Annotated in this window: 21 protein-coding genes; 16 read left to right on the top strand and 5 right to left on the bottom strand. The window is 37.0% G+C overall.

Annotation, left to right across the window (positions count from 1 at the left end; all coding sequences use genetic code 11):
• Nucleotides 1–111 precede the first annotated feature (111 nt).
• The 4 genes from hfq to ACFIK8_RS03975 all read left to right on the top strand — a co-directional run bounded on the left by hfq (nt 112) and on the right by ACFIK8_RS03975 (nt 4,943).
• Nucleotides 112–351, top strand: a complete 240-nt coding sequence (gene hfq, locus ACFIK8_RS03960; protein ID WP_005773461.1) for an RNA chaperone Hfq — start codon at nt 112–114, stop codon at nt 349–351.
• A gap of 54 nt (nt 352–405) precedes the next feature.
• Nucleotides 406–1,749 carry a GTPase HflX gene (hflX, locus tag ACFIK8_RS03965; RefSeq protein WP_375668990.1) on the top strand — a complete coding sequence of 448 codons (1,344 nt, stop codon included), beginning with the start codon at nt 406–408 and terminating at the stop codon, nt 1,747–1,749.
• Between the two features lie 144 nt (nt 1,750–1,893).
• Entirely contained in the window at nt 1,894–3,720 is a 1,827-nt protein-coding gene (locus ACFIK8_RS03970; protein ID WP_375636050.1) for a hypothetical protein, read from the top strand.
• A gap of 146 nt (nt 3,721–3,866) precedes the next feature.
• Entirely contained in the window at nt 3,867–4,943 is a 1,077-nt protein-coding gene (locus ACFIK8_RS03975; RefSeq protein ID WP_375636051.1) for a COX15/CtaA family protein, read from the top strand.
• A gap of 20 nt (nt 4,944–4,963) precedes the next feature.
• Here ACFIK8_RS03975 and argC read toward each other — a convergent pair whose 3' ends face one another.
• Entirely contained in the window at nt 4,964–5,896 is a 933-nt protein-coding gene (gene argC, locus ACFIK8_RS03980; protein ID WP_375636052.1) for an N-acetyl-gamma-glutamyl-phosphate reductase, read from the bottom strand.
• Nucleotides 5,897–6,218: 322 nt separating this feature from the next.
• Between argC and glyA the strand changes: the two genes are divergently transcribed.
• From glyA to nusB, 6 genes are all read left to right on the top strand, one after another.
• Complete coding sequence (gene glyA, locus ACFIK8_RS03985; protein WP_375636053.1) at nt 6,219–7,532, top strand: serine hydroxymethyltransferase; 1,314 nt, start codon at nt 6,219–6,221, stop codon at nt 7,530–7,532.
• An 11-nt stretch (nt 7,533–7,543) separates the two neighbouring features.
• Nucleotides 7,544–8,026 carry a transcriptional regulator NrdR gene (gene nrdR / locus ACFIK8_RS03990; RefSeq protein WP_015856456.1) on the top strand — a complete coding sequence of 161 codons (483 nt, stop codon included), beginning with the start codon at nt 7,544–7,546 and terminating at the stop codon, nt 8,024–8,026.
• Entirely contained in the window at nt 8,019–9,146 is a 1,128-nt protein-coding gene (gene ribD / locus ACFIK8_RS03995) for a bifunctional diaminohydroxyphosphoribosylaminopyrimidine deaminase/5-amino-6-(5-phosphoribosylamino)uracil reductase RibD (protein WP_375636054.1), read from the top strand. The genes nrdR and ribD overlap by 8 nt, the downstream gene beginning before the upstream one ends.
• Nucleotides 9,128–9,745, top strand: coding sequence for a riboflavin synthase (locus ACFIK8_RS04000; RefSeq protein WP_375644957.1), 618 nt, complete (start codon nt 9,128–9,130; stop codon nt 9,743–9,745). The genes ribD and ACFIK8_RS04000 overlap by 19 nt, the downstream gene beginning before the upstream one ends.
• An 81-nt stretch (nt 9,746–9,826) precedes the next feature.
• Nucleotides 9,827–10,282, top strand: coding sequence for a 6,7-dimethyl-8-ribityllumazine synthase (locus ACFIK8_RS04005; RefSeq protein WP_375636056.1), 456 nt, complete (start codon nt 9,827–9,829; stop codon nt 10,280–10,282).
• A gap of 2 nt (nt 10,283–10,284) precedes the next feature.
• Nucleotides 10,285–10,755, top strand: coding sequence for a transcription antitermination factor NusB (nusB, locus tag ACFIK8_RS04010; protein ID WP_015856452.1), 471 nt, complete (start codon nt 10,285–10,287; stop codon nt 10,753–10,755).
• Between the two features lie 78 nt (nt 10,756–10,833).
• Here the strand turns inward: nusB and ACFIK8_RS04015 are convergent, their stop codons facing one another.
• Nucleotides 10,834–11,313, bottom strand: coding sequence for an outer membrane protein assembly factor BamE (locus tag ACFIK8_RS04015; RefSeq protein ID WP_375636126.1), 480 nt, complete (start codon nt 11,311–11,313; stop codon nt 10,834–10,836).
• A 219-nt stretch (nt 11,314–11,532) separates the two neighbouring features.
• Here ACFIK8_RS04015 and ACFIK8_RS04020 point away from each other — a divergent pair, with 219 nt between their 5' ends.
• The 5 genes from ACFIK8_RS04020 to ACFIK8_RS04040 all read left to right on the top strand — a co-directional run bounded on the left by ACFIK8_RS04020 (nt 11,533) and on the right by ACFIK8_RS04040 (nt 15,424).
• The gene (locus ACFIK8_RS04020) at nt 11,533–12,090 is read left to right on the top strand and encodes a DUF177 domain-containing protein (protein ID WP_375636057.1); all 558 of its coding nucleotides are present in this window, start codon (nt 11,533–11,535) and stop codon (nt 12,088–12,090) included.
• Nucleotides 12,091–12,239: 149 nt separating this feature from the next.
• Nucleotides 12,240–13,310 (top strand): phosphate acyltransferase PlsX, encoded by a 1,071-nt coding sequence (gene plsX, locus ACFIK8_RS04025; RefSeq protein ID WP_375656219.1) that lies wholly within the window; start codon nt 12,240–12,242, stop codon nt 13,308–13,310.
• Between the two features lie 49 nt (nt 13,311–13,359).
• Entirely contained in the window at nt 13,360–14,334 is a 975-nt protein-coding gene (locus ACFIK8_RS04030) for a beta-ketoacyl-ACP synthase III (protein ID WP_375636059.1), read from the top strand.
• A 77-nt stretch (nt 14,335–14,411) separates the two neighbouring features.
• On the top strand, nt 14,412–14,726 hold the full coding sequence (locus ACFIK8_RS04035) for an integration host factor subunit alpha (RefSeq protein WP_015856447.1): 315 nt from the start codon (nt 14,412–14,414) through the stop codon (nt 14,724–14,726).
• A 194-nt stretch (nt 14,727–14,920) separates the two neighbouring features.
• On the top strand, nt 14,921–15,424 hold the full coding sequence (locus tag ACFIK8_RS04040; RefSeq protein WP_375636060.1) for a MerR family transcriptional regulator: 504 nt from the start codon (nt 14,921–14,923) through the stop codon (nt 15,422–15,424).
• 1,120 nt (nt 15,425–16,544) lie between these two features.
• On the opposite strand, the gene thrS is transcribed toward ACFIK8_RS04040, so the two are convergent.
• From thrS to ACFIK8_RS04055, 3 genes are all read right to left on the bottom strand, one after another.
• Nucleotides 16,545–18,521: a threonine--tRNA ligase gene (gene thrS / locus ACFIK8_RS04045; RefSeq protein WP_375661432.1), complete on the bottom strand. Its 1,977-nt coding sequence runs from the start codon at nt 18,519–18,521 to the stop codon at nt 16,545–16,547.
• A 111-nt stretch (nt 18,522–18,632) separates the two neighbouring features.
• Nucleotides 18,633–18,983, bottom strand: a complete 351-nt coding sequence (yidD, locus tag ACFIK8_RS04050; protein WP_375636062.1) for a membrane protein insertion efficiency factor YidD — start codon at nt 18,981–18,983, stop codon at nt 18,633–18,635.
• Nucleotides 18,984–19,412, bottom strand: coding sequence for an iron-sulfur cluster assembly scaffold protein (locus ACFIK8_RS04055; RefSeq protein WP_375636063.1), 429 nt, complete (start codon nt 19,410–19,412; stop codon nt 18,984–18,986).
• A 125-nt stretch (nt 19,413–19,537) separates the two neighbouring features.
• On the opposite strand from ACFIK8_RS04055, the gene folE reads away from it, so the two are divergent.
• On the top strand, nt 19,538–20,158 hold the full coding sequence (gene folE / locus ACFIK8_RS04060; RefSeq protein WP_375636064.1) for a GTP cyclohydrolase I FolE: 621 nt from the start codon (nt 19,538–19,540) through the stop codon (nt 20,156–20,158).
• Nucleotides 20,159–20,162: the final 4 nt, after the last annotated feature.

Raw genomic sequence — 20,162 nt, forward strand, 5'->3', positions numbered from 1 at the left:
TTTCAGTTGTTTGTTGCTAAATTTTGAAGCTTCTACGTTGACAATTGGATATTTTTCAGTCGATATGCATGCACGAATATTTTATGCAATCGAGATGAAGGTGTAAGAATAATGGCAGAGCGATCACAACACCTGCAAGATGTGTTTTTAAATACGGTGCGTAAGCAAAAAATTTCCCTTACAATTTTTCTTGTCAATGGCGTTAAACTCACAGGTATTGTAACTTCATTTGATAATTTTTGTGTTCTTTTACGCCGAGATGGACACGCGCAATTGGTTTATAAGCATGCTATTTCTACGATTATGCCTGGACAGCCTGTGCAGATGTTTGAGGGTGAAAGTCCTGAGTAAGCATGTCATTTTAAGATAGACCTCTTATCCCATTTTAAAAGTACTTAGATTGCTATGATAAATGAAAATGAGAGATTAGGAGGGATATTTTCGCAGAATACAGGACAGGTGCGCGCACTTGTTTTGATACCAATTTTTCAAGAAAATAGAAGTGAAAGCTCTTTGAGAGAGTGTTCGATATCTTCTCGTGTTAAAGAGTCATTAGGCTTAGCGTGTGCTATAAGGTTAGAAGTTGTTAATTATGAAACGATTAATATTGCAACGCCTCGCTCTGCAACTCTCTTTGGAAAAGGTAAAGTAGATGCGTTAACCTGTTACATAGATGAATATTCTATTGAGCTTGTGATTGTAGATCACTTTTTAACACCAGTACAGCAGCGTAATTTAGAAAAATTATGGAATTGCAAAGTTATCGATAGAACGGCTTTGATTCTTGAAATTTTTGGGGATCGTGCACGAACAAAAGAAGGAGTTTTGCAAGTAGAGTTAGCGCATTTGTCCTATCAAAAAGGGCGACTTGTGCGTAGTTGGACGCACTTGGAAAGGCAACGGGGGGGGCGTGGCTTCTTAGGTGGACCTGGTGAAACGCAAATTGAAGCAGACAGGCGTCTTTTACAAGAGAAAATTATTCGTATTCGACGCGAATTGGAAACGGTTATTAAAACACGTGCACTTCATAGAGCAAAAAGGAAAAAAACATCTTATCCTGTTGTGGCACTGGTAGGATATACGAATACAGGAAAATCAACTCTCTTTAACCGTTTAAGTGGTGCAGATGTTTTAGCAAAGAATATGTTATTTGCAACGCTTGATCCGACTTTGCGCAAAGTTGTTCTTCCCCATGGAAAAACTATTCTTTTGTCTGATACTGTAGGGTTTATTTCTAACTTGCCAACAAATTTGATTGCAGCTTTTAGAGCAACCCTTGAAGAAGTGGTTGAAGCGGATCTCATTCTTCATGTAAGAGATATGTCAGATCTTGATCATCGTGCACATGCTCAAGATGTTTTAGAAGTGCTTTCAAGTCTTGATATCGATATTGATGATATGGAGCATATCATAGAAGTTTGGAATAAGATTGATATGTTGGATGAGCAGGCATTGAATGTTTTACAAACAAGCGCAAAAACACGATTAAATCCTGCTCTCATGGTATCAGCGCTTAAGGGGGATGGACTCGATCAATTATTAAGAGCCATTGAAAAGCGAATTTTTGGAGAGGTGCAAAGCATTGAATATCTTTTAAAACCTCATGAAATGTCGCTTATCGATTGGTTTTATGAAAACTCTGCGGAAATAATGCAAGAAGGACATGATGATGGGTCTGTTACCATTAGAGCCGTTATTACTTCTGAAGCAAAAAAACAATTAGAGAACATCAAAAAAAATATGAATTAAGTTCTTTAAAGCTATTGCTGAACATTTGTGCTTAAATTTTATGTTTTTATTATCTGAAAATAATATGACAGCAAGTTAAGAGGATAGTTACTACTTTCTCTTAATAAAACAATATGAAGAAGTATTTTGCTGGTTAAAATAAAGATGAGTCTTAAGTGTAATAAAAGACTATTCGTACGTACCGTATGGCGAAGCATTTTGATTGTTTTGCTATTACAAGTGCTATGTATATCTTTGATTTGGTTGTATTATTTTGTCCAGCCCCGTGGTTACCAAGCAACTTTAATATTTTCATTATCTGATTCTGTAGGAAAACCGTTACCAATCAAAAAGCAAGACAATGTTATCGCCTTTTTGTTTTCACAGCCTATGTTCTTCAATGATTCGCAATTTTCTTTAAGTGCTTTTAATAAGAAAAAAAATCATGAAAATATCCGTTTATCGCGTCGTGGTGATTTTATCGATTTGACTTTTGAAGCTGAGACACTTGAAGCAGCTCAACGTGGGTTGGAAACTTGGTTTTCCGCATTTTCACAAGCAATCATAAAACAGAAACAATTCTTGTTAAATGATAAATTAGAAGACAAACAATATGATAATACTGCAATCGTTAATATCGTGCAGGGATTTCGTACATCTGTTGAGTCTTTTATTCAGCAGGGTGTAAAACAAACAGAGCTTCATGATCTTTCTATGCAATTAACGGAAGCAACTTTAAAGCGCATTCATTTAACAAGTTTGAACTCAACGATTAACACGATGCGTGAAAAGGGACAGTCTTTATTGTCTTTATCGTTTATTGCAGGTAATTCAGCAATTGTTGCTCTGGAATCTAAACGTGATCTTTTGGAAACGCAAAGAGCACATATGGCGGTGCAATTGGGGTGGACACATCCTCAAATTAAAGCAATGACTGCGGAATTAGAAACAGTTTCTCATCAATTAAAAAATAAAATTTTACAAATCGTTTATCAAGTTCATTCAGATGAGGTTATTGCAACGGAATTAGAAAAACAGCTCAAAAAAAGAATGAACTTTTTTGTAAAAGATCAATCCCAATCTTTGAATGAAATATTTAACGAGTTTGAAAATAAAATAAAAGCAGCAGTCGATGCACAAAATAAAGCGATGAGTAACTCTGCTCAACGAAGAGAAAAAATTATTGGTTCATATCGGAGATTGAGTGATGATCCTCTTCTTTTACAAAACACAAATATCCACGTGGTTATGCCAACAACGTTAGCACCAATTTCTTTTATGGCTCTTTATGGAAAAAATATTTTTGTGAGTGCATTGGCTAGCTTCCTTACTCTTTTACTAGGAATATTGTTATTTTATCCGTGCTTTAAAAGCAAAAAAGATCAACCTTCAGAAGAGGATTTGAGATCAAAAGAAAATGCTCTTAAGAAGAACGAGAGTATTTTAGTCTCTCAAGAAATGAAAAATCTTGAAGCTTTTATTACGATAGAGGGATTATCTGATGTTTTGAAATGGCGTGCTTCGACCATTATTTCAATCATTGGACCAGAGGCTGCACGGACAGCGGCAAAGCTTTCACTTCATCTCACAAAAGAGAACAAAACAATTTTGTTGGTCGATATTTCTGGTCAACAAATAGAGAAGGTCATTGGTCCACATCGCGGACTGAGTGATATTTTAACGGGCAATGCCCAGTTGCATGATGTTATTTACCGTGATTATGATACGGGGGTTGATATTCTTCCTCAGGGGTTAACAAGTGCTATTTCTGCACAAGATTTTTCAAATGACATTTCTCATATATTACAAGAATTTAAAAAAGAATATGACTTTATCATCCTTGAGATGGCAAGCGAACCAAAATATGGATTTGAGCAATTTGCAGAGCTAACAGACTATTATATTTGTAATACTGTTCTTAATGAACAAGAATGGATGATGCGGATGGTAAGCAGCTTTCCAAAGACTGTTTATCGCGTTGTTGCATCATAAACTTCGTAAAAAAGAAATATGTATCACATGTTATAGTAGTACGCTTGTTTTTTGCTAAAGTTATAGTACATACTAAAATACACAAAGATTTGATGTTTAAATTTTAAAATGCATTGTAGTTGGAGAGAAGCGTGGGGCAATCAGAGATGGCAGTAAAGAGATTAAACAATAGTATTTTAACGCCCGTGCAAAAGAAAAATAGAAAACAAATACAGGTGTGGCTTTACTCTATTTTATTGCTTTGTTTAGCAATTGTCTTAGTAGGTGGCGCTACTCGTTTGACGGGATCAGGATTATCTATAACGGAATGGAAGCCAATACACGGCGTTATTCCACCGATTGGTGTGGATCAATGGCAAGAGGAATTTTTAAAATATCAACAGATAGCACAATATAAGCTGCTTAATCCTGATATGACCTTAAGTGCTTTTAAGGTCATTTTTTGGTGGGAATGGGCGCATCGTGTTCTTGGGCGTCTTGTTGGTCTTGTTGCTTTATTGGGGCTCATTTGGTTTTGGGCGACTAAGCGTGTTGAAAAAAATATCTTACTCCCGCTTATTATCGTGCCTATTCTTATCGCCTTTCAAGGCTTTATTGGTTGGTGGATGGTTGCTTCAGGGATTGGGCAAAGCAATTTAACAAGTGTGAGCCAATATCGTTTGGCATTTCATCTTATAACGGCATGTTTTGTTATTGTTTTTGTTACTTATTTATCTCGAGGACTTGCAGAATACTCAGAAAAGCCAGCAAATCAAAAGGTGCAATATTTTGCGGCTTGGCTTGTTGTTCTCGTCTTGATAGAGATTTATTTTGGAGCTTTGGTTGCGGGGCTTCATGCTGGAAAAGTCTATAATACATGGCCTCTTATGGATGGGCAGATTATTCCTGATGGATTGTTGCAGCTTCGTCCTGTTTGGCTCAATTTATTCGAAAATTCCTTAATGGTTCAATTTATTCATCGGTTTTTTGCTTATTTTTTATTTATTATCTCAGTTATTCATGCTTTCTATGTACAAAAAAACATTCCACATTCAACCCATTCTCGTCGTGCATTTCTTATCTGTGTTATGATTATTATTCAAGCACTCTTGGGTATTTTAACGCTGTTACATGAGGTTCCGATAAGTTTAGGGCTCATTCACCAAAGTATGGCACTAGCAGTGTTGTGTTTTGCGGTTGCGCACTGGCGAGCAACGAAAGGGGCATATCGCGTTGTTGAATAAAAGTTTGTATTTAGGGAGTTTTAGTCGCTTGAAAGCATTAAGTCGAGGTTCTGGATAGCCGCAGCTGATGCGCCTTTTCCTAAATTATCGAATATGGCGCTGAGATTAAAAATACCTTCACGATCATTTCCAAATATGAACAGTTTCATATTATCTTTATTGGCTAAACACTCTGGATTAAGTCTTTGAAGTGAAGCAGTTTCTTCTTGTGATGCAACTAAAATGGTATTTTGTCCATCGTAATGGTTTGCGAGAATTTCGCGCAAATCAGAACAGTTTGCTGATTTTGTGAATAAATGGCGATGCAGAGGAAGATTCACAATCATTCCTTGGGGAAAACGACCAACACTTGGTATAAAAATTGGGGTTTTGTTGATTTGTCCATAAATTTTAATTTCTGGCACATGTTTGTGTTCAAGATTAAGACCATAGATAAAATAATTGTCCTGAATGTTTTGTTGAGATTGATTTTCCATTTGTAAAATCAACTGTTTTCCACCACCAGTATAGCCGGAGATTGCGTTAATCGATATGGGATAATAGGCGTCTAGCAGTCCTGCTTCACGGAGTGGGCGAATCAAACTAATGGCACCGGTAGGATAGCACCCAGGATTGGTTACATAATGTGCTGCTTGGATGCGCTTTCTTTGTCCTGCTGTCATTTCAGGAAAACCGTAAATCCAGTCTGGTGCAACACGGTGGGCTGTCGAGCTATCAATAATCCTAATGTTTTTATTTTTTTTAAGCCAATGAACTGTTTCGCGTGCAGTATCATCTGGAAGACACAAAATAGCAATATCGGCTTGATTAAGATAGTCTTGTCGCAGATGAACATTATGGCGATCTTTATGAGCAAGAGAGAGTAGTTCTAAATCTGTACGTTTCTCTAAGCGTTTTTGTATTTGTAGTCCGGTTGTGCCATGTTCACCATCAATAAAAACTTTGGTTAGCATTCTTATTTGCCTTGTATTAACTTTGCCTATTATATTCAGCTTTTCACATTATAAATTATTTTTAATCATTAAATTATTGAATTTCTTTAGATTATAGATACCTTTTGTAAAAGGTGTAAACAAATAAGAGTGTAAAAAAAGAAATGTAATCTCATTTTTCATCATTCTTGAGAGGGAAGTTTTTCACTGTTTTTATAACAAAGAGTAAGATAAATATTTGCATCATTATTTTTGAGTGTAAGTGGTTTAAAATGTTTGGTTTGCATGGTTTGCTGTGTTATCGTTCAGTGACTTTATTTTTTTTATGTTAGGAACGTGTTTTATGACTCAGCAAGCAAGTGACGCAGAAAAGCGCTTTTTTAATGATAATTTACAAACTGTTGATGGTGCAATCTTTGATGCAATTAGAGGGGAGTTTGAGCGTCAACAACATGAAATTGAGCTGATTGCTTCAGAGAATATTGTTTCAAGGGCGGTCCTTGAAGCGCAGGGGTCTGTTTTAACTAATAAGTATGCAGAAGGTTATCCAAGAAAGCGCTACTATGGCGGGTGTCAATTTGTTGATGTCGTTGAAGATTTAGCCATCGAAAGGGCAAAACAGCTTTTTGGTGCTGCTTTTGCGAATGTACAGCCTAATTCTGGTAGCCAAATGAATCAAGCTGTCTTTTTAGCTTTACTTCAGCCTGGTGACACATTTATGGGATTAGACTTAAATGCTGGTGGTCACCTTACGCATGGTTCATCTGTTAATATGTCAGGAAAATGGTTTGATGTTGTTTCCTATGGTGTGCGTCAAGAAGATCAGATTATTGATATGGATGAGGTTGAGCAGCTTGCAAAAGAACGTAAGCCCAAACTTATTATAGCGGGTGGCTCATCTTATCCACGGCTATGGGATTGGAAACGATTCCGTGAAATTGCAGATGAGATTGGTGCTCATCTACTCGTTGATATGTCTCATATTGCTGGTCTTGTTGCTGGTGGCGTGCATCCTTCACCCGTTCCACATGCGCATATTGTAACAACAACAACACATAAGTCGCTTCGAGGTCCTCGTGGTGGTTTAATATTGACAAATGATGAGTCTTTATCCAGAAAAGTTAATTCTGCAATTTTTCCTGGTCTTCAAGGTGGTCCTTTAATGCATGTAATTGCCGCAAAGGCTGTTGCATTTGAGGAGGCTTTGCGTCCCTCTTTCAAGAGTTACAGTGCCAATGTGGTCGCTAATGCGAAAACTTTAGCAAAAATATTACAGAGTAATGGTTTTAATATTGTTTCTGGTGGTACAGATAATCATTTGTTGTTGGTTGATTTACGTTCCAAAAATCTAACAGGTAAACGTGCTGAATTGGCTTTGGGGCGCGCTCATATTACCTGCAATAAAAATGGTATTCCTTTTGATCCTGAAACGCCATCTATAACATCGGGAATTCGCTTGGGATCACCTGCTGCCACAACACGTGGTTTTTTAGAAAAAGAGTTTATTCAAGTTGGTCATCTGGTTTCAGAAGTTCTTGATGGTCTTCGGAGCGCAAAAAGTGATGAAGATAATTATGCCGTTGAAATGGCTGTTGAGAAAAAGGTAAAAGATATAACGAGTCAATTTCCTCTTTACTCTTATCTTAGTACTCGTTAAGGACACAAAAGATGCGCTGTCCTTACTGCCAATATGAGGATACACAGGTTAAAGATTCACGTCCAGCAGAAGAGGGGGCAGTGATTCGCCGCCGCCGTGTGTGTTCCGTTTGTGGTGGTCGTTTTACAACTTTTGAACGTGTTCAGTTGCGTGAGCTCTTGGTTGCTAAAAAAAGTGGACGATGTGAACCATTCGATCGTGATAAGTTAATGCGTTCAGTTGATGTGGCTGTACGTAAGCGCAATATTGATCCTGATCATATTGAACGAGCAATTTCTGGCATTGTGCGCCAGCTTGAAAGTTTGGGAGAACCAGAGATTGCTTCAGAAAAAATTGGACATCTTGTGATGGAAGCATTGAAAAGAATTGATGATATTGCTTATATTCGTTTTGCTTCTGTGTATCGAGATTTTCGTAATGCAAGCGATTTTCACGATGTTATAGATGAATTGTCAAAGGGTATCGCGGATACAGAATCTCGTTTTGATGAATAAAAAAGTGCAAGATGAACGGTTTATGGCTGCAGCTATTCGTTTAGCAGAACGTCATGTCGGTCTTACAGGTGAAAATCCTTCCGTTGGTACGTTAATTGTGCGAAACGATAATAGTGCGGGGGCATTTATTGTTGGCTATGGCGTAACAGCTATTCATGGGAGTCCTCATGCGGAAGTGCAAGCTTTACATATGGCTGGTTCTTTAGCTCAAGGAGCGACTGCTTATGTTACTTTAGAACCTTGTGCGCATTATGGAAAAACTTCGCCGTGTGTGAATGCACTCATTGATTCAGGTGTTTCTCGAGTTGTTGTTGCGCTGACTGATTGTGACAAGCGTGTTGATGGTCATGGTATTGCTCTTTTGCGAGCAGCGGGTATTGAAGTGGTTGAGGGCATTTTAGCTGAAGAGGCTTTTGAATCTTTATGGACACATTGGTGCATAAGGAAGATACAACGCTGTGCGGTCACTTTTAAAATGGCAATTTCTGCTGATAATGGTGTTGGAAAAAGAGAAAAGGGCAGCGTAAAAATTAGTGGAACACTTTCTCATGCCCATACGCATATTCTACGTGCTCAAAATAATGCTATCCTCGTTGGTATTGGTACTATATTAGCAGATGATCCACAACTCAATTGCCGCTTGCCAGGGATGGAGGTGCGCTCACCAATTCGTATTATTTTGGATGCAGATTTATCTATCCCCCTTGATGCAAAAGTTGTCCAAACAGCCATGAAAATTCCTACATGGGTTATTTGTGATGTGGATCTTTCAAAGAAAAGCAAAAAAAATGCATTGGAGCAATATGGTGTGTCTGTTTATTCGGTAGAGATGAACAATGGTTGTGTAGAACCCTTTGCTCTTTTACAGATGCTTTATAAACATGGGATTAATAGTGTTTTATTGGAAGGGGGCGTAAAGACAGGGGAAACGTTTTTAAATGCTGGTTGTGTGGATCATTTGATATGTTTTTATGCACCCGTTATTTTAGGCGAAGGTCGTGTTGAAGCCCCTCATTTTGGAAATTATCTTTCGCAATTTCATAAGGTTGAATCAAGAATGTTTGGAAATGACCGTTTTTATAAATGGAGACGTAAGACATTATGTTCACAGGGATTATAACAGACATCGGTTGTGTTGAAGATGTACAACCTTTAAAGCAAGGGGTGCGTTTAGATATTTCTACACGCTATGACATACAGAGTTTGGAAATTGGTGCATCGATTGCGTGTTCAGGGATTTGTCTGACAATTGTAGAGCGGGGGGTACAACAAGCGACTGCTGGTTGGTTTGCTGTAGAAGCATGGGAAGAAGCATTGCGTTTGAGTAATCTTGCACAATGGACAAAAGGAACTTTTGTTAATTTGGAACGTTCGCTTCGATTAGGTGATGAAATGGGAGGACATTTGGTTTCTGGTCATATTGATGGTTTGGCTGAAATTATTGATCAAAAAAATGAAGGGGATGCAATTCGTTTTTATTTAAAAGTTGCAAGACAATTTATGCCTTTCATTGTCAATAAGGGATCTATTGCACTTAATGGGACATCTTTGACTGTTAATGGTGTTGAGGATTGTGTTTTTGATGTTCTTATTATTCGCCATACACTCGAAATGACAACGTGGGGACAAGCTAGAATTGGAGATCGGGTCAATTTGGAAATTGATCAACTTGCTCGTTATGCTGCGAAACTTTTTGCTTTAAAAAGAGAAGATGAATAAGCCAAAACTCTATTGATCGTTTTCAGAATTTTATGCTTTATAACCTTGATTTTTTTTGATTCGTTTTTGTGGAATTCCATTATGAAGAAAGAGATACGTAAAAAGCCTCACGTATTGATTGTTGAAGCACGTTTTTATGAGGGGATTTCTGATGCGCTTTTGAGAGGTGCAGTGAATACTTTGCAAAAAGCTGAAGCAAGTTATGATGTTGTAACGGTTCCTGGAGCATTAGAAATACCAAGTGCAATAGCTTTTGCTGAACAAAATAACATATCTTATGATGGTTATGTTGCTCTTGGTTGTGTTATTCGGGGCGAAACATATCACTTTGAAATTGTTGCTAATGATTCTTGTCGTGCATTGATGGATTTAACTGTTCATCAGCATTTGGCTATTGGAAATGGTATTTTGACTGTTGAAAACGAAGAACAAGCATGGGTGCGTGCAAAACTAGATGACAAAAATAAAGGTGGTTTTGCGGCTGAAGCTGCTTTATGTATGATCGCTCTAAAAAAGAGATTTGGAGATAATCGTTAAATATGGCTGATATAAAAAGCAGACATTTTCCGCGTTCAGCCAATAAACGTGGAGCAGCAAGACTCGCTGCAGTTCAAGCCCTCTATCAAATGGATATTGTGGGTTCGGGGGTTATGGAAACAGCAGCTGAGTATGAAGCTTATCGTTTGGGAAAAGATATCGATGGAGACCAGTATCTTGAAGCTGATTTTCAATGGTTTTTGGCTATTATAACGGGTGTTGTAAAAGATCAAAAGCAGCTTGATCCTCTGCTTCATCAACAGCTTTCTGCTGAGTGGTCTCTTTCACGTCTTGATTCTATATTGCGAGCAATTTTACGAGCAGGTTTATGGGAGTTGATCAACCGTAAAGATGTTCCTGTTGCGGTTGTCATGAATGAATATGTTGACATAGCGAAGGCGTTTTTTGAAGGTGATGAGCCAAAACTTGTTAATGCAGTTCTCGACAGTATGGCAAAAAAAGTCCGCCTATAAGAGCTAAAAATCCCCCCTATTATTAGGTCTGATAGTATCAGACCTAATAATATTGAGACGGTATGTAGACTATATGATTTAGTTATGGGGTGGCAAATTCGCAGGGCCTTTTATAATTTGAATTAAGAAAGGATGTTCTTTTGTTACAGTTGGCGTTGTTTGTGTAATAAAATCAAATACTTGACCGTCTTGTAATCCGTAATTAGCAACTTTTGCAACCTGATTATTTTTATTGAAGTAAATGGCTAAAACTTTGCGATCAATAATCTTTGTTTTCATAAACTGCATCCCACGATAGCGTGTCTGTGAGATGTAATAAAAAACTTCATTATCATATTTTGTTTTTAATGAAGGGGTCCCTAAAGTTAAAAGAACTTGCTCTTGACTTGAGCCAATAGCAATAGAACTTAGAGCATTTTTATCAAGAACATAGCCCTCTCTATAAATTTGGCTCGAACCTGAAGAATCGAGAAGACTACATCCCGCAAGCATTCCTATGCTTGCTATTGATAGACCAATCAATAATTTACGTTTGATTAAGGCTATTATGTGAGGCATTTGAAACAATGATATCTCCTTTTTATACTGAGGTGTAGGACAAGAAGGCAACCTCAAGTTTTTTCTTTTTAGCTTAATCTACCGTAGCTTACACTGAGTTTCCCTGTTATAAAGCAAATTATGCCATATAGAATTTCTTTAGAAAAGAAAAAAATGCATGAATACTTGAGATAAATAAAAACACAGTATTTTATGCGTTTTTATGTTTGGGAGTTGTCAATGAATGTTCAAAATGTTCCTCAAATGACATTTGCTTTGGCTTATCCAATATCCGTACGTTCTCTACCTGCTAAAGGTATAAGGGTTCATTTTTGTGCAAACAAAAAAGAATGTACACATTTAGCTCAGAATCATGATTTAATTGAAGTAAAATCTTGTGAGGGAAATTTCCATATTTTCCCGTGGAAAAAACGCGGAGTGCGTATAAAAGGTCTGTTGCAAGCGCGCATACTACAGTTATGTGTTGTTACATTAGAACCATTAGAAAATATCCTTTGTGAAAATATTGAGGTTGTTTTTGTTCCTGAAGATTCAAATTTGATGAAGCCGAAAACATCAGAGGATACAGGGGAATTGTTTTTAGATGTGGAGGGGCTTGATACTCCTGAAGTGTTTTATGATGATAAAATTGATATTGGTGCAATCATGGAAGAGTTTTTTGAGTTGTCTATTAATCATTATCCACGTAAAGAGGGGATAAAGATGGATATGGTTGAAAATTTAGAAGAAGCAGAGCAAAAATTCTCGCCATTTTCTGTTTTGAAAAATTGGAAGTGATTGTAAAAACATAAAAAAAATATCTATTGTATGCTAAACGGTATTTTCTGCGGAGCGATTTTTGCAAGATTTGCTTTGTGAGTGTTCAGGAGCCAAAAATCATAATATGTGTTTAAAGATGTAAATGAAAAGATGTGGGATATGCAAGCGTGATTAGAATTTCTGTGGATGTCATGGGCGGTGATTACGGTCCAGAAGCAGCTATTGCAGGAGCAGCAATTGTACAAAAATATTTATCAAATATTTATTTTCTGTTTTATGGAATAGAGGAGGACGTTCGTCCGGTTTTAAAAAAATACCCTTGTTTGGATTCTGTATCGCGCTTTTGCCCTACAGAAAGTTATACACGCATGGATGAAAAGCCAAGCCAAGCACTTCGTAATGGACGTGGTAAATCATCAATGTGGTACGCCATTGAAGCGGTAAAAAATGGTGAAGCTGATGCTTGCATTTCTGCTGGTAATACGGGTGCACTTATGGCCATGTCTTATTTTTGTTTGAAAATGCTAGCAGAGGCTGAACGTCCTGGTATTGCGGGTATCTGGCCAACACTTCGCAGTGAGAGTATCGTTTTAGATATTGGAGCAACAATTGGTGCCTCTGCTAGTCAGTTGGTTGATTTGGCGGTTATGGGAGCGGGTATGTTTCGCGCTTTATATCACACTGAAAGACCAAGTGTTGGGCTTTTAAATGTGGGGGTGGAAGAGGTTAAAGGACTTTATGAAATAAAAAAAGCAGGAATGATATTGCGTGAAGTGCAATTAGAAGGATTGGAATATAAAGGATTTATTGAGGGCAATGACATTGGAAAAGGAACAGTCGATGTTGTTGTAACAGAGGGGTTTTCTGGTAATATTGCTTTAAAAACCGCAGAAGGAACCGCGCGACAGATAGGAGAGATTTTAAACTCTGCACTGCGCAGTTCTTTTTTAACATCTCTTGGTTATTTTTTATCGCGGGGTGCTTTTCGTACGCTGAAACACAAAATGGATCCCGAGAGGGTGAATGGAGGAGTGCTTTTGGGGTTGAATGGTGTTGTGATCAAAAGCCATGGGAGTGCTAATGCTAACGGTTTTGCTTCTGCTATCCGCGTTGGTTATGAGATGGTTAATAATGGACTTTTGAAAAAAATAACAGCTGATTTGCGACGGTTTCATGAGAATAAAGAAACACTTTTTGATCAAGAAGGTGAAGAGACAGTGAATGGAGAGTCCTTATGATAAGCTCTTATAATAGAAATGAAAAATTTGAAGAAAAGGTAAGAGCTGAATGATTCGGTCAATTATACGTGGTGTAGGAAGTGCTTTGCCGAAGAGAAGTTTATCAAATGATGAGATTGCAAAGTTTGTTGAAACGTCAGATTCATGGATTGTTCAGCGTACAGGAATACGCCAACGTTATATTGCCAGTGAAAATGAAACAACTGTTTCTTTAGGAGTTGAGGCTGCGCAAGCAGCACTTACAAATGCTGGTTTAACAATAAAAGACATTGATTGTATTATTTTAGCAACGTCCACCCCGAATCGTACTTTTCCTGCTTCTGCTGTTGAAATTCAGTGTGCTTTGGGAATGAACCATGGATTTGCTTTTGATATTCAAGCTGTTTGCTCTGGTTTTATTTTTGCTTTAACAACAGGAGATTCTTATTTACGGTGTGGAGCGGCTAAAAGAATTTTAGTTATTGGATCCGATACATTTTCTCGGATTTTAGATTGGGAAGATCGTACGACATGTGTTTTGTTTGGTGATGGTGCGGGTGCTGCTATTTTGGAAGCACAAGAAATTGAGGGGGGTATTGCTTTTGAGCGTGGTATATTGTCTGCGAAATTGCGCTCTAATGGTGCTTATATAGATAAGCTATATGTTGATGGTGGACCTTCAACAACACAAACGACAGGCTATTTGCGTATGGAAGGACGAGAAGTTTTTAAATATGCTGTTGGTATGATAACGGATGTGGTTGATGATTGTTTTGCAGCTGCAGGTATGGATTCTTCACAACTAGATTGGTTTGTACCTCATCAGGCTAATAAGCGCATTATTGAAGCATCTGCTAAAAAATTGGGAATTTCACTAGATAAAGTTGTGATTACCGTTGATCAACATGGTAATACGTCTGCGGCATCAGTTCCGTTGGCTTTAACAACAGCTGTTTGCGATGGAAAAATAAAAGAAGGAGATCTTATCATGTTAGAGGCCATGGGAGGTGGATTTACATGGGGAGCAATTCTTATTCGTTGGTAAATTATGGCTACTTGACCATATTTCAAGAAAACGTATAAGTCATTTTGTAATTTTTAATATTTTAATAGGTGGTTATAATGACAAGTAAGACAGTAACGCGTGCAGATTTAGCGAGCGTAGTTTGTAAAAGAGTGGGCTTGTCACATACTGAATCAGCAGCTTTAGTCGAATTGGTTTTGGATGAGATTTGCAACTCACTTGTAAGAGGTGAAGCGGTTAAATTATCCTCTTTTGCAACTTTTCAGGTTCGCAGTAAAAATGAACGAGTTGGACGCAATCCAAAAACGGGTGTTGAAGCACCTATTCCGCCGCGACGTGTTGTGACGTTTAAGGCTGCCAATGTCCTTAAACAGAGAATTTTAGATTCGCATCGTGCAAGACAGAAAAAATGATTCTTACAAATGAATGCCATGGTATGTTTAGTATTTGTTAAAAAAATGATAAAATAAGGGTCTTTGTTTTTTAGAAAAAGACAGTTGAGTAAGTCGTCAATGATGGTCTTATTTTTGACTAATCTTGTTGAGAAATTGAGACAGAATGAGTCATTGTAAAGTAATTTATTTTGTTTTAAATAAGGTGTTGCAAAATGGATAAAAGCTCTGATGCTTTTCGCACAATTAGCGAAGTAGCCGAGTTATTGGAGCTGCCGCAGCATGTCTTAAGATTCTGGGAAACACGTTTTAGGCAGATTAAACCAATGAAACGTGGGGGAGGAAGGCGCTATTATCGTCCGGTCGATGTTGATTTGCTCAATGGTATTAAGCAGTTATTATATGATCAGGGTTATACGATAAAAGGTGTGCAACGCCTTTTAAAAGAAAATGGTGTTTCTTTTGTGATTGCATTGGGTAATGGTGATCTTGATGCTATGAATGTAGTCATAGAGAAGAAACATGCAGGACAAACTTCTGAAAATGCTAGCAATAAGCCTAAGAAATCTTCTTTTGGGCTTTTGAGTTTCATGAGGAATGAGGAAGAAACATCTGTTGGTTCTGTGAATCTTTATAAAGATAAAACTGATAAAGCATTGTTGCAAGAAATCCTATTTGAACTCATTGAATGTAAGCGTGTTCTTGATAGAGCACGATAGCAATAATATTTTTTGTTTTATACGTGTTGCTTTTTTAGCAAAACATGTGTTTTGAAATTGTTTTACAAATCAATATCTTGCGTCTAGCGTAGCAATGTGTTTCGTAGATATAGACGTTTTATGGGTGTGCCCAGAGTTTTATACGTTCAACGAGTAGTAATGTATCGTATGTGTATATTTAACGAGTTTTTTATAAGAATTTTTAATTTGGTAAAATATAAAGAGGGGAAAGAATAAACGCTGAGTTTTACCATTTTTCTCTGATTTGGCTTTATAAAAGCTAAGGCAATATCTCATCAGTGTAGGTTGCAGGATATAGAATGCTATTAGTTTACCAATTTATGTGCTTGTTTTAAAGAGATGTTTCCTAAGGCTCCTTGAGCTTATTTTATCATGATTCCTTGTGAATCATATAATGCTAAACCCGTGGAGTACCGCTATTTTTACACTTATGAAAGAGAAAGTCGGTATCATCATTATAGTTTAGCTTGCTCTCAATGATTGCAACAATCCTCAGCACTTGAGGCGGTTCATTGTGGGCATTTTAAAGTCCGTTCTCAATAATTTTTATTCACACACTCATTCCGCTTGTCTCGTACAAGAAAATGATTTTGATAGATGCAATATAAACATATTTAAAATGAGAGAAATCTATGATATTCGAAACCCTATTTAATATAAATAATGATATGTTATCATTATAAATCAATATATTGTCTTTTTTATAAGAGCTTATCTTACGAATAAGACATATCATTGTTCAGCTAATTTTACATATTTTTTATTAATAAATATGATCTTGTTTTCAGTCTTCTTGCTTGATGTTGCTATAATTATCGTAATGATCTATCTATGATAATAGCGCCTTCTTTTCATTATAAAGGTAAAAGATTAATGTTATTATTAATATTCAATTGTCTATGATTTTTGCATTTAAACAGCTCATAGCTTACATTCAACTTTTTCACCAATCCACCTTGTAGAGAGTGATCACGTGATTCTTTCTGGTGATAGGTAGTTGTGCATGAAACAAAATGCACTACAACATCAAATTATTTCATTTTGTATAAAAATTGAAGATTTATAGTAAAAAATTAACGTATTACCATCTTCTGTGATGTTATGTATTTATTACACGCTGCAAATCCGGAGGTGTTGCTTCATTTGAGAGTTGCTTAATCACATCTTCTACAGATAAAAGGGTTTTATTTGTACTTCCTAAGCGGCGCATATTTACGCTGTTTGTTTCAGCTTCACGTTTACCACATACCAAAATTACGGGGACTTTTTGTAAAGAATGTTCTCGTATTTTATAGTTAATTTTTTCATTGCGGAGATCTATTGTTGCGGAAAGCCCAATAGCTCTAAGTTTTGCCGTTATCTTTTGGGCATATTCATTTGCTTCGGACGTAATTGTTGCAACAACAACTTGTTCAGGAGCAAGCCAAAGTGGCATATGTCCAGCAAAATTTTCGATTAATATACCAAGAAAACGCTCCATTGATCCAAAGATAGCACGGTGTATCATAACAGGTTGACGTTTTTCTGAATCTTTATCAATATAGAATGCACCAAAACGTTCGGGGAGATTAAAGTCTATTTGTGTTGTTCCACATTGCCATTCACGACCGATAGCATCCTTTAATGTATATTCAAATTTTGGACCATAAAATGCTCCTTCACCTGGAAGGATGCTTGTTTTGATTTGTCCTGCAAATTTTGTTTCAATCGTTTTAAGGACAGATTCCATGATACTTTCTGCATGATCCCATAATGCATCAGACCCAACTCGTTTTTCTGGACGTGTTGAAAGCTTAAGACTGATTTCTTTAAAACCAAAATCAGCATAAGTTGATAAAATAAGATCATTAATACTGAGACATTCATCGGCTAATTGTTCATCAGTACAAAAAATATGCGCATCATCTTGCGTAAAACCACGCACACGCATAAGACCATGTAAAGAGCCCGAAGGCTCATAACGATGAACAAGTCCAAATTCAGCAAGTCTAATAGGCAAATCACGATAAGATTTTAAACCATGTTTAAAAATTTGCACATGACCAGGGCAATTCATCGGTTTAAGGGCATAAACATTCCCATGATCTGAATTTTCTGCTGCTGGAATTACTTTGAACATATTCTCCTTATACCAGCCCCAATGGCCAGATATTTCCCAGAGTGACCTATCCAGAACTTGTGGTGCATTAACTTCAGCGTATTGATGATCATCAAGGCGTCTACGCATATAGTTGATCAAATTTTGGAACATTTTCCAACCTTTTTTGTGCCAAAAAATCATTCCTGGCCCTTCTTCTTGAAAATGAAATAAGTCCATTTCACGTCCCAAGCGGCGATGATCACGTTTTTCAGCTTCTTCTAGCATATGGAGGTAGGCTTTTAAGTCATTTTCATTTGCAAATGCTGTTCCATAAATTCTTGTGAGCATTGGATTATTGGCATCGCCACGCCAATAAGCTCCTGCGACTTTCATTAATTTGAAAGCAGTTCCAATTTGCCCTGTAGATTGCATGTGCGGTCCGCGGCAAAGATCAAACCATTTTCCTTGATAATAAATTTTTAAATCTTGATTTTCAGGAATGCTATCAATAAGTTCAACTTTATAAAATTCCTTTTTCTCAGAAAAAATTTTTCTGGCTTTTTCACGAGACCAAATTTCTTTTCTAAAAGGTTTATTGCGTTGGATAATTTCACGCATTTTCTTTTCAATGATGGTGAGATCATCTAATGTAAAAGGTTGTTGGCGTGCAAAATCATAATAGAATCCATTTTCAATGACAGGACCTATTGTTACTTGCGTTTCAGGAAAGAGTTCTTGCACTGCTTCAGCAAGGACATGGGCACAATCATGTCTTATGAGTTCAAGAGCACGTGAATCTTCTCGGGTAATAATCTCTACTTGACCAGATTGTTCCAATGGATCCGATAAGTCTCGCGTGATACCATCAAGACTATAGGCAACTGCTTTTTTTGCGAGTGATTTAGAAATGGATTCTGCTAATTCCAAACCAGTCATTTCGGGGGGGTAATTACGTTTTGAACCATCAGGAAAAGAAAGAGAAACAGAGCAAGACATAAAAACACCCTTTTAATCCAATTCCGCTAACGATTGCGGATGGTTTTGTGAAAATCGAGTAAAAAGCTTATAGAATGATTTTTTATCAATACATACGAAAAAAGAAAAGGATTATTTGTTGTGTTTGTCAGAAATTTTCCAGTAACGCCAAGGTTTATAAAAACAGCAAGAATTTCCAAGAGAAATAGGTACTGGATCAAAGCCATCTGTTCCAAAGGGCCCACAACGTATGATACGAAAGAGTCCCATCCATGCACCAGCCCAAAGCCCATGGCGTGCAATCGCTTCATATGTATATTCTGAACAAGTCGGAGCATGGCGACATTGATTGCCTATAAGACTTGAAAGTGTTATTTGATAGAAACGTATTAAGAAAATACCCAATAATCGTCCAGGTGTTTTTTGCCAAGTGCCTGTGTAATTTCGAGTTATTTTTTTTTGTCGAGATTGTGATTTGAACATTTATTTTTCTTCAATTTTTTGAATGCAGTCTATCGTTGCATCAAAGGGTAGTAGTGTTGCTGCATGGCGCATTTTATAGTCTTTAATGGGCTGTAAGCAAGAAAAATCCTCAAATGGAGCTTGAGGAGAAGGACCATTTTGCGTTAGCATTTGATAAATAACTTCACGCAATATTTTAAGATCTTGTGTTGTTTGTCCGATGATATGAGATGCTAAAAGTGAAGCCGATGCTTGCCCTAGCACACATGCGTGTATTTCATGGGCAAAATCCGTAACAATACCATTTTCCACTTTTAAATCTACAGTGATTGTCGAACCACAAAGGTGTGCATGTTTTCTTGATGTTGCATCAGGATTATTAAGACGCCCAATTTTGTCTATATGTGCAGCATATTCAAGTATTTTATCATTATAGATATTATCAATCATGCGCTATTACCTGAAATTTTGAGAGTCGTGATTGTTTAAACTTTTAATTCGCTTATATAGAGATTATACAAAATGAAATAGGTATGGAGCAAATGCTTTGTATAGAGTAAGCTTGGAGTTTTTGAATGCGTAATGTTGTTAAAGAAGACGCGAAGGATTCTTTTTTATCTGAAGAAAAGCGTCCGAGTATTGAAGAGGTGGAAGAAGCGATTCGTACATTACTCTTATGGATAGGGGAAAATCCAAATAGAGAAGGGCTTTTAGATACTCCAAGACGTATAGCCAAGGCATATCGCGAGCTTTTTAGTGGTTATAGTCAATCGGTTAAAGAAATCTTAGGTACAGTTTTTGAAGAGGTTTCAGGATACAATGAAGCCGTAATCGTAAAAAATATACCTTTTTATTCACACTGTGAGCATCATATGATCCCAATTATTGGGAAAGCACATATAGCATATCTTCCTAATGACAAAATTGTTGGCCTTTCAAAAATTGTACGTGTTGTAGATATTTTTTCTCGTCGTTTACAAACACAAGAAGCTATGACAGCGCAAGTGGCTCACGCGTTAAAAACGTATCTGAAGCCTCATGGTGTAGCAGTATTGATTGAGGCTGAGCACATGTGTATGGCTATGAGAGGAATCCAAAAACAGGGCTCTACAACAATTACAAAAAACTTTCATGGTTATTATGAAAAAGATCAAGCTGCACAAGCACATTTTATGATGATGATTCAAAGATCGTAGTAAA

This window comes from Bartonella sp. MR168JLCBS, from assembly GCF_042194175.1.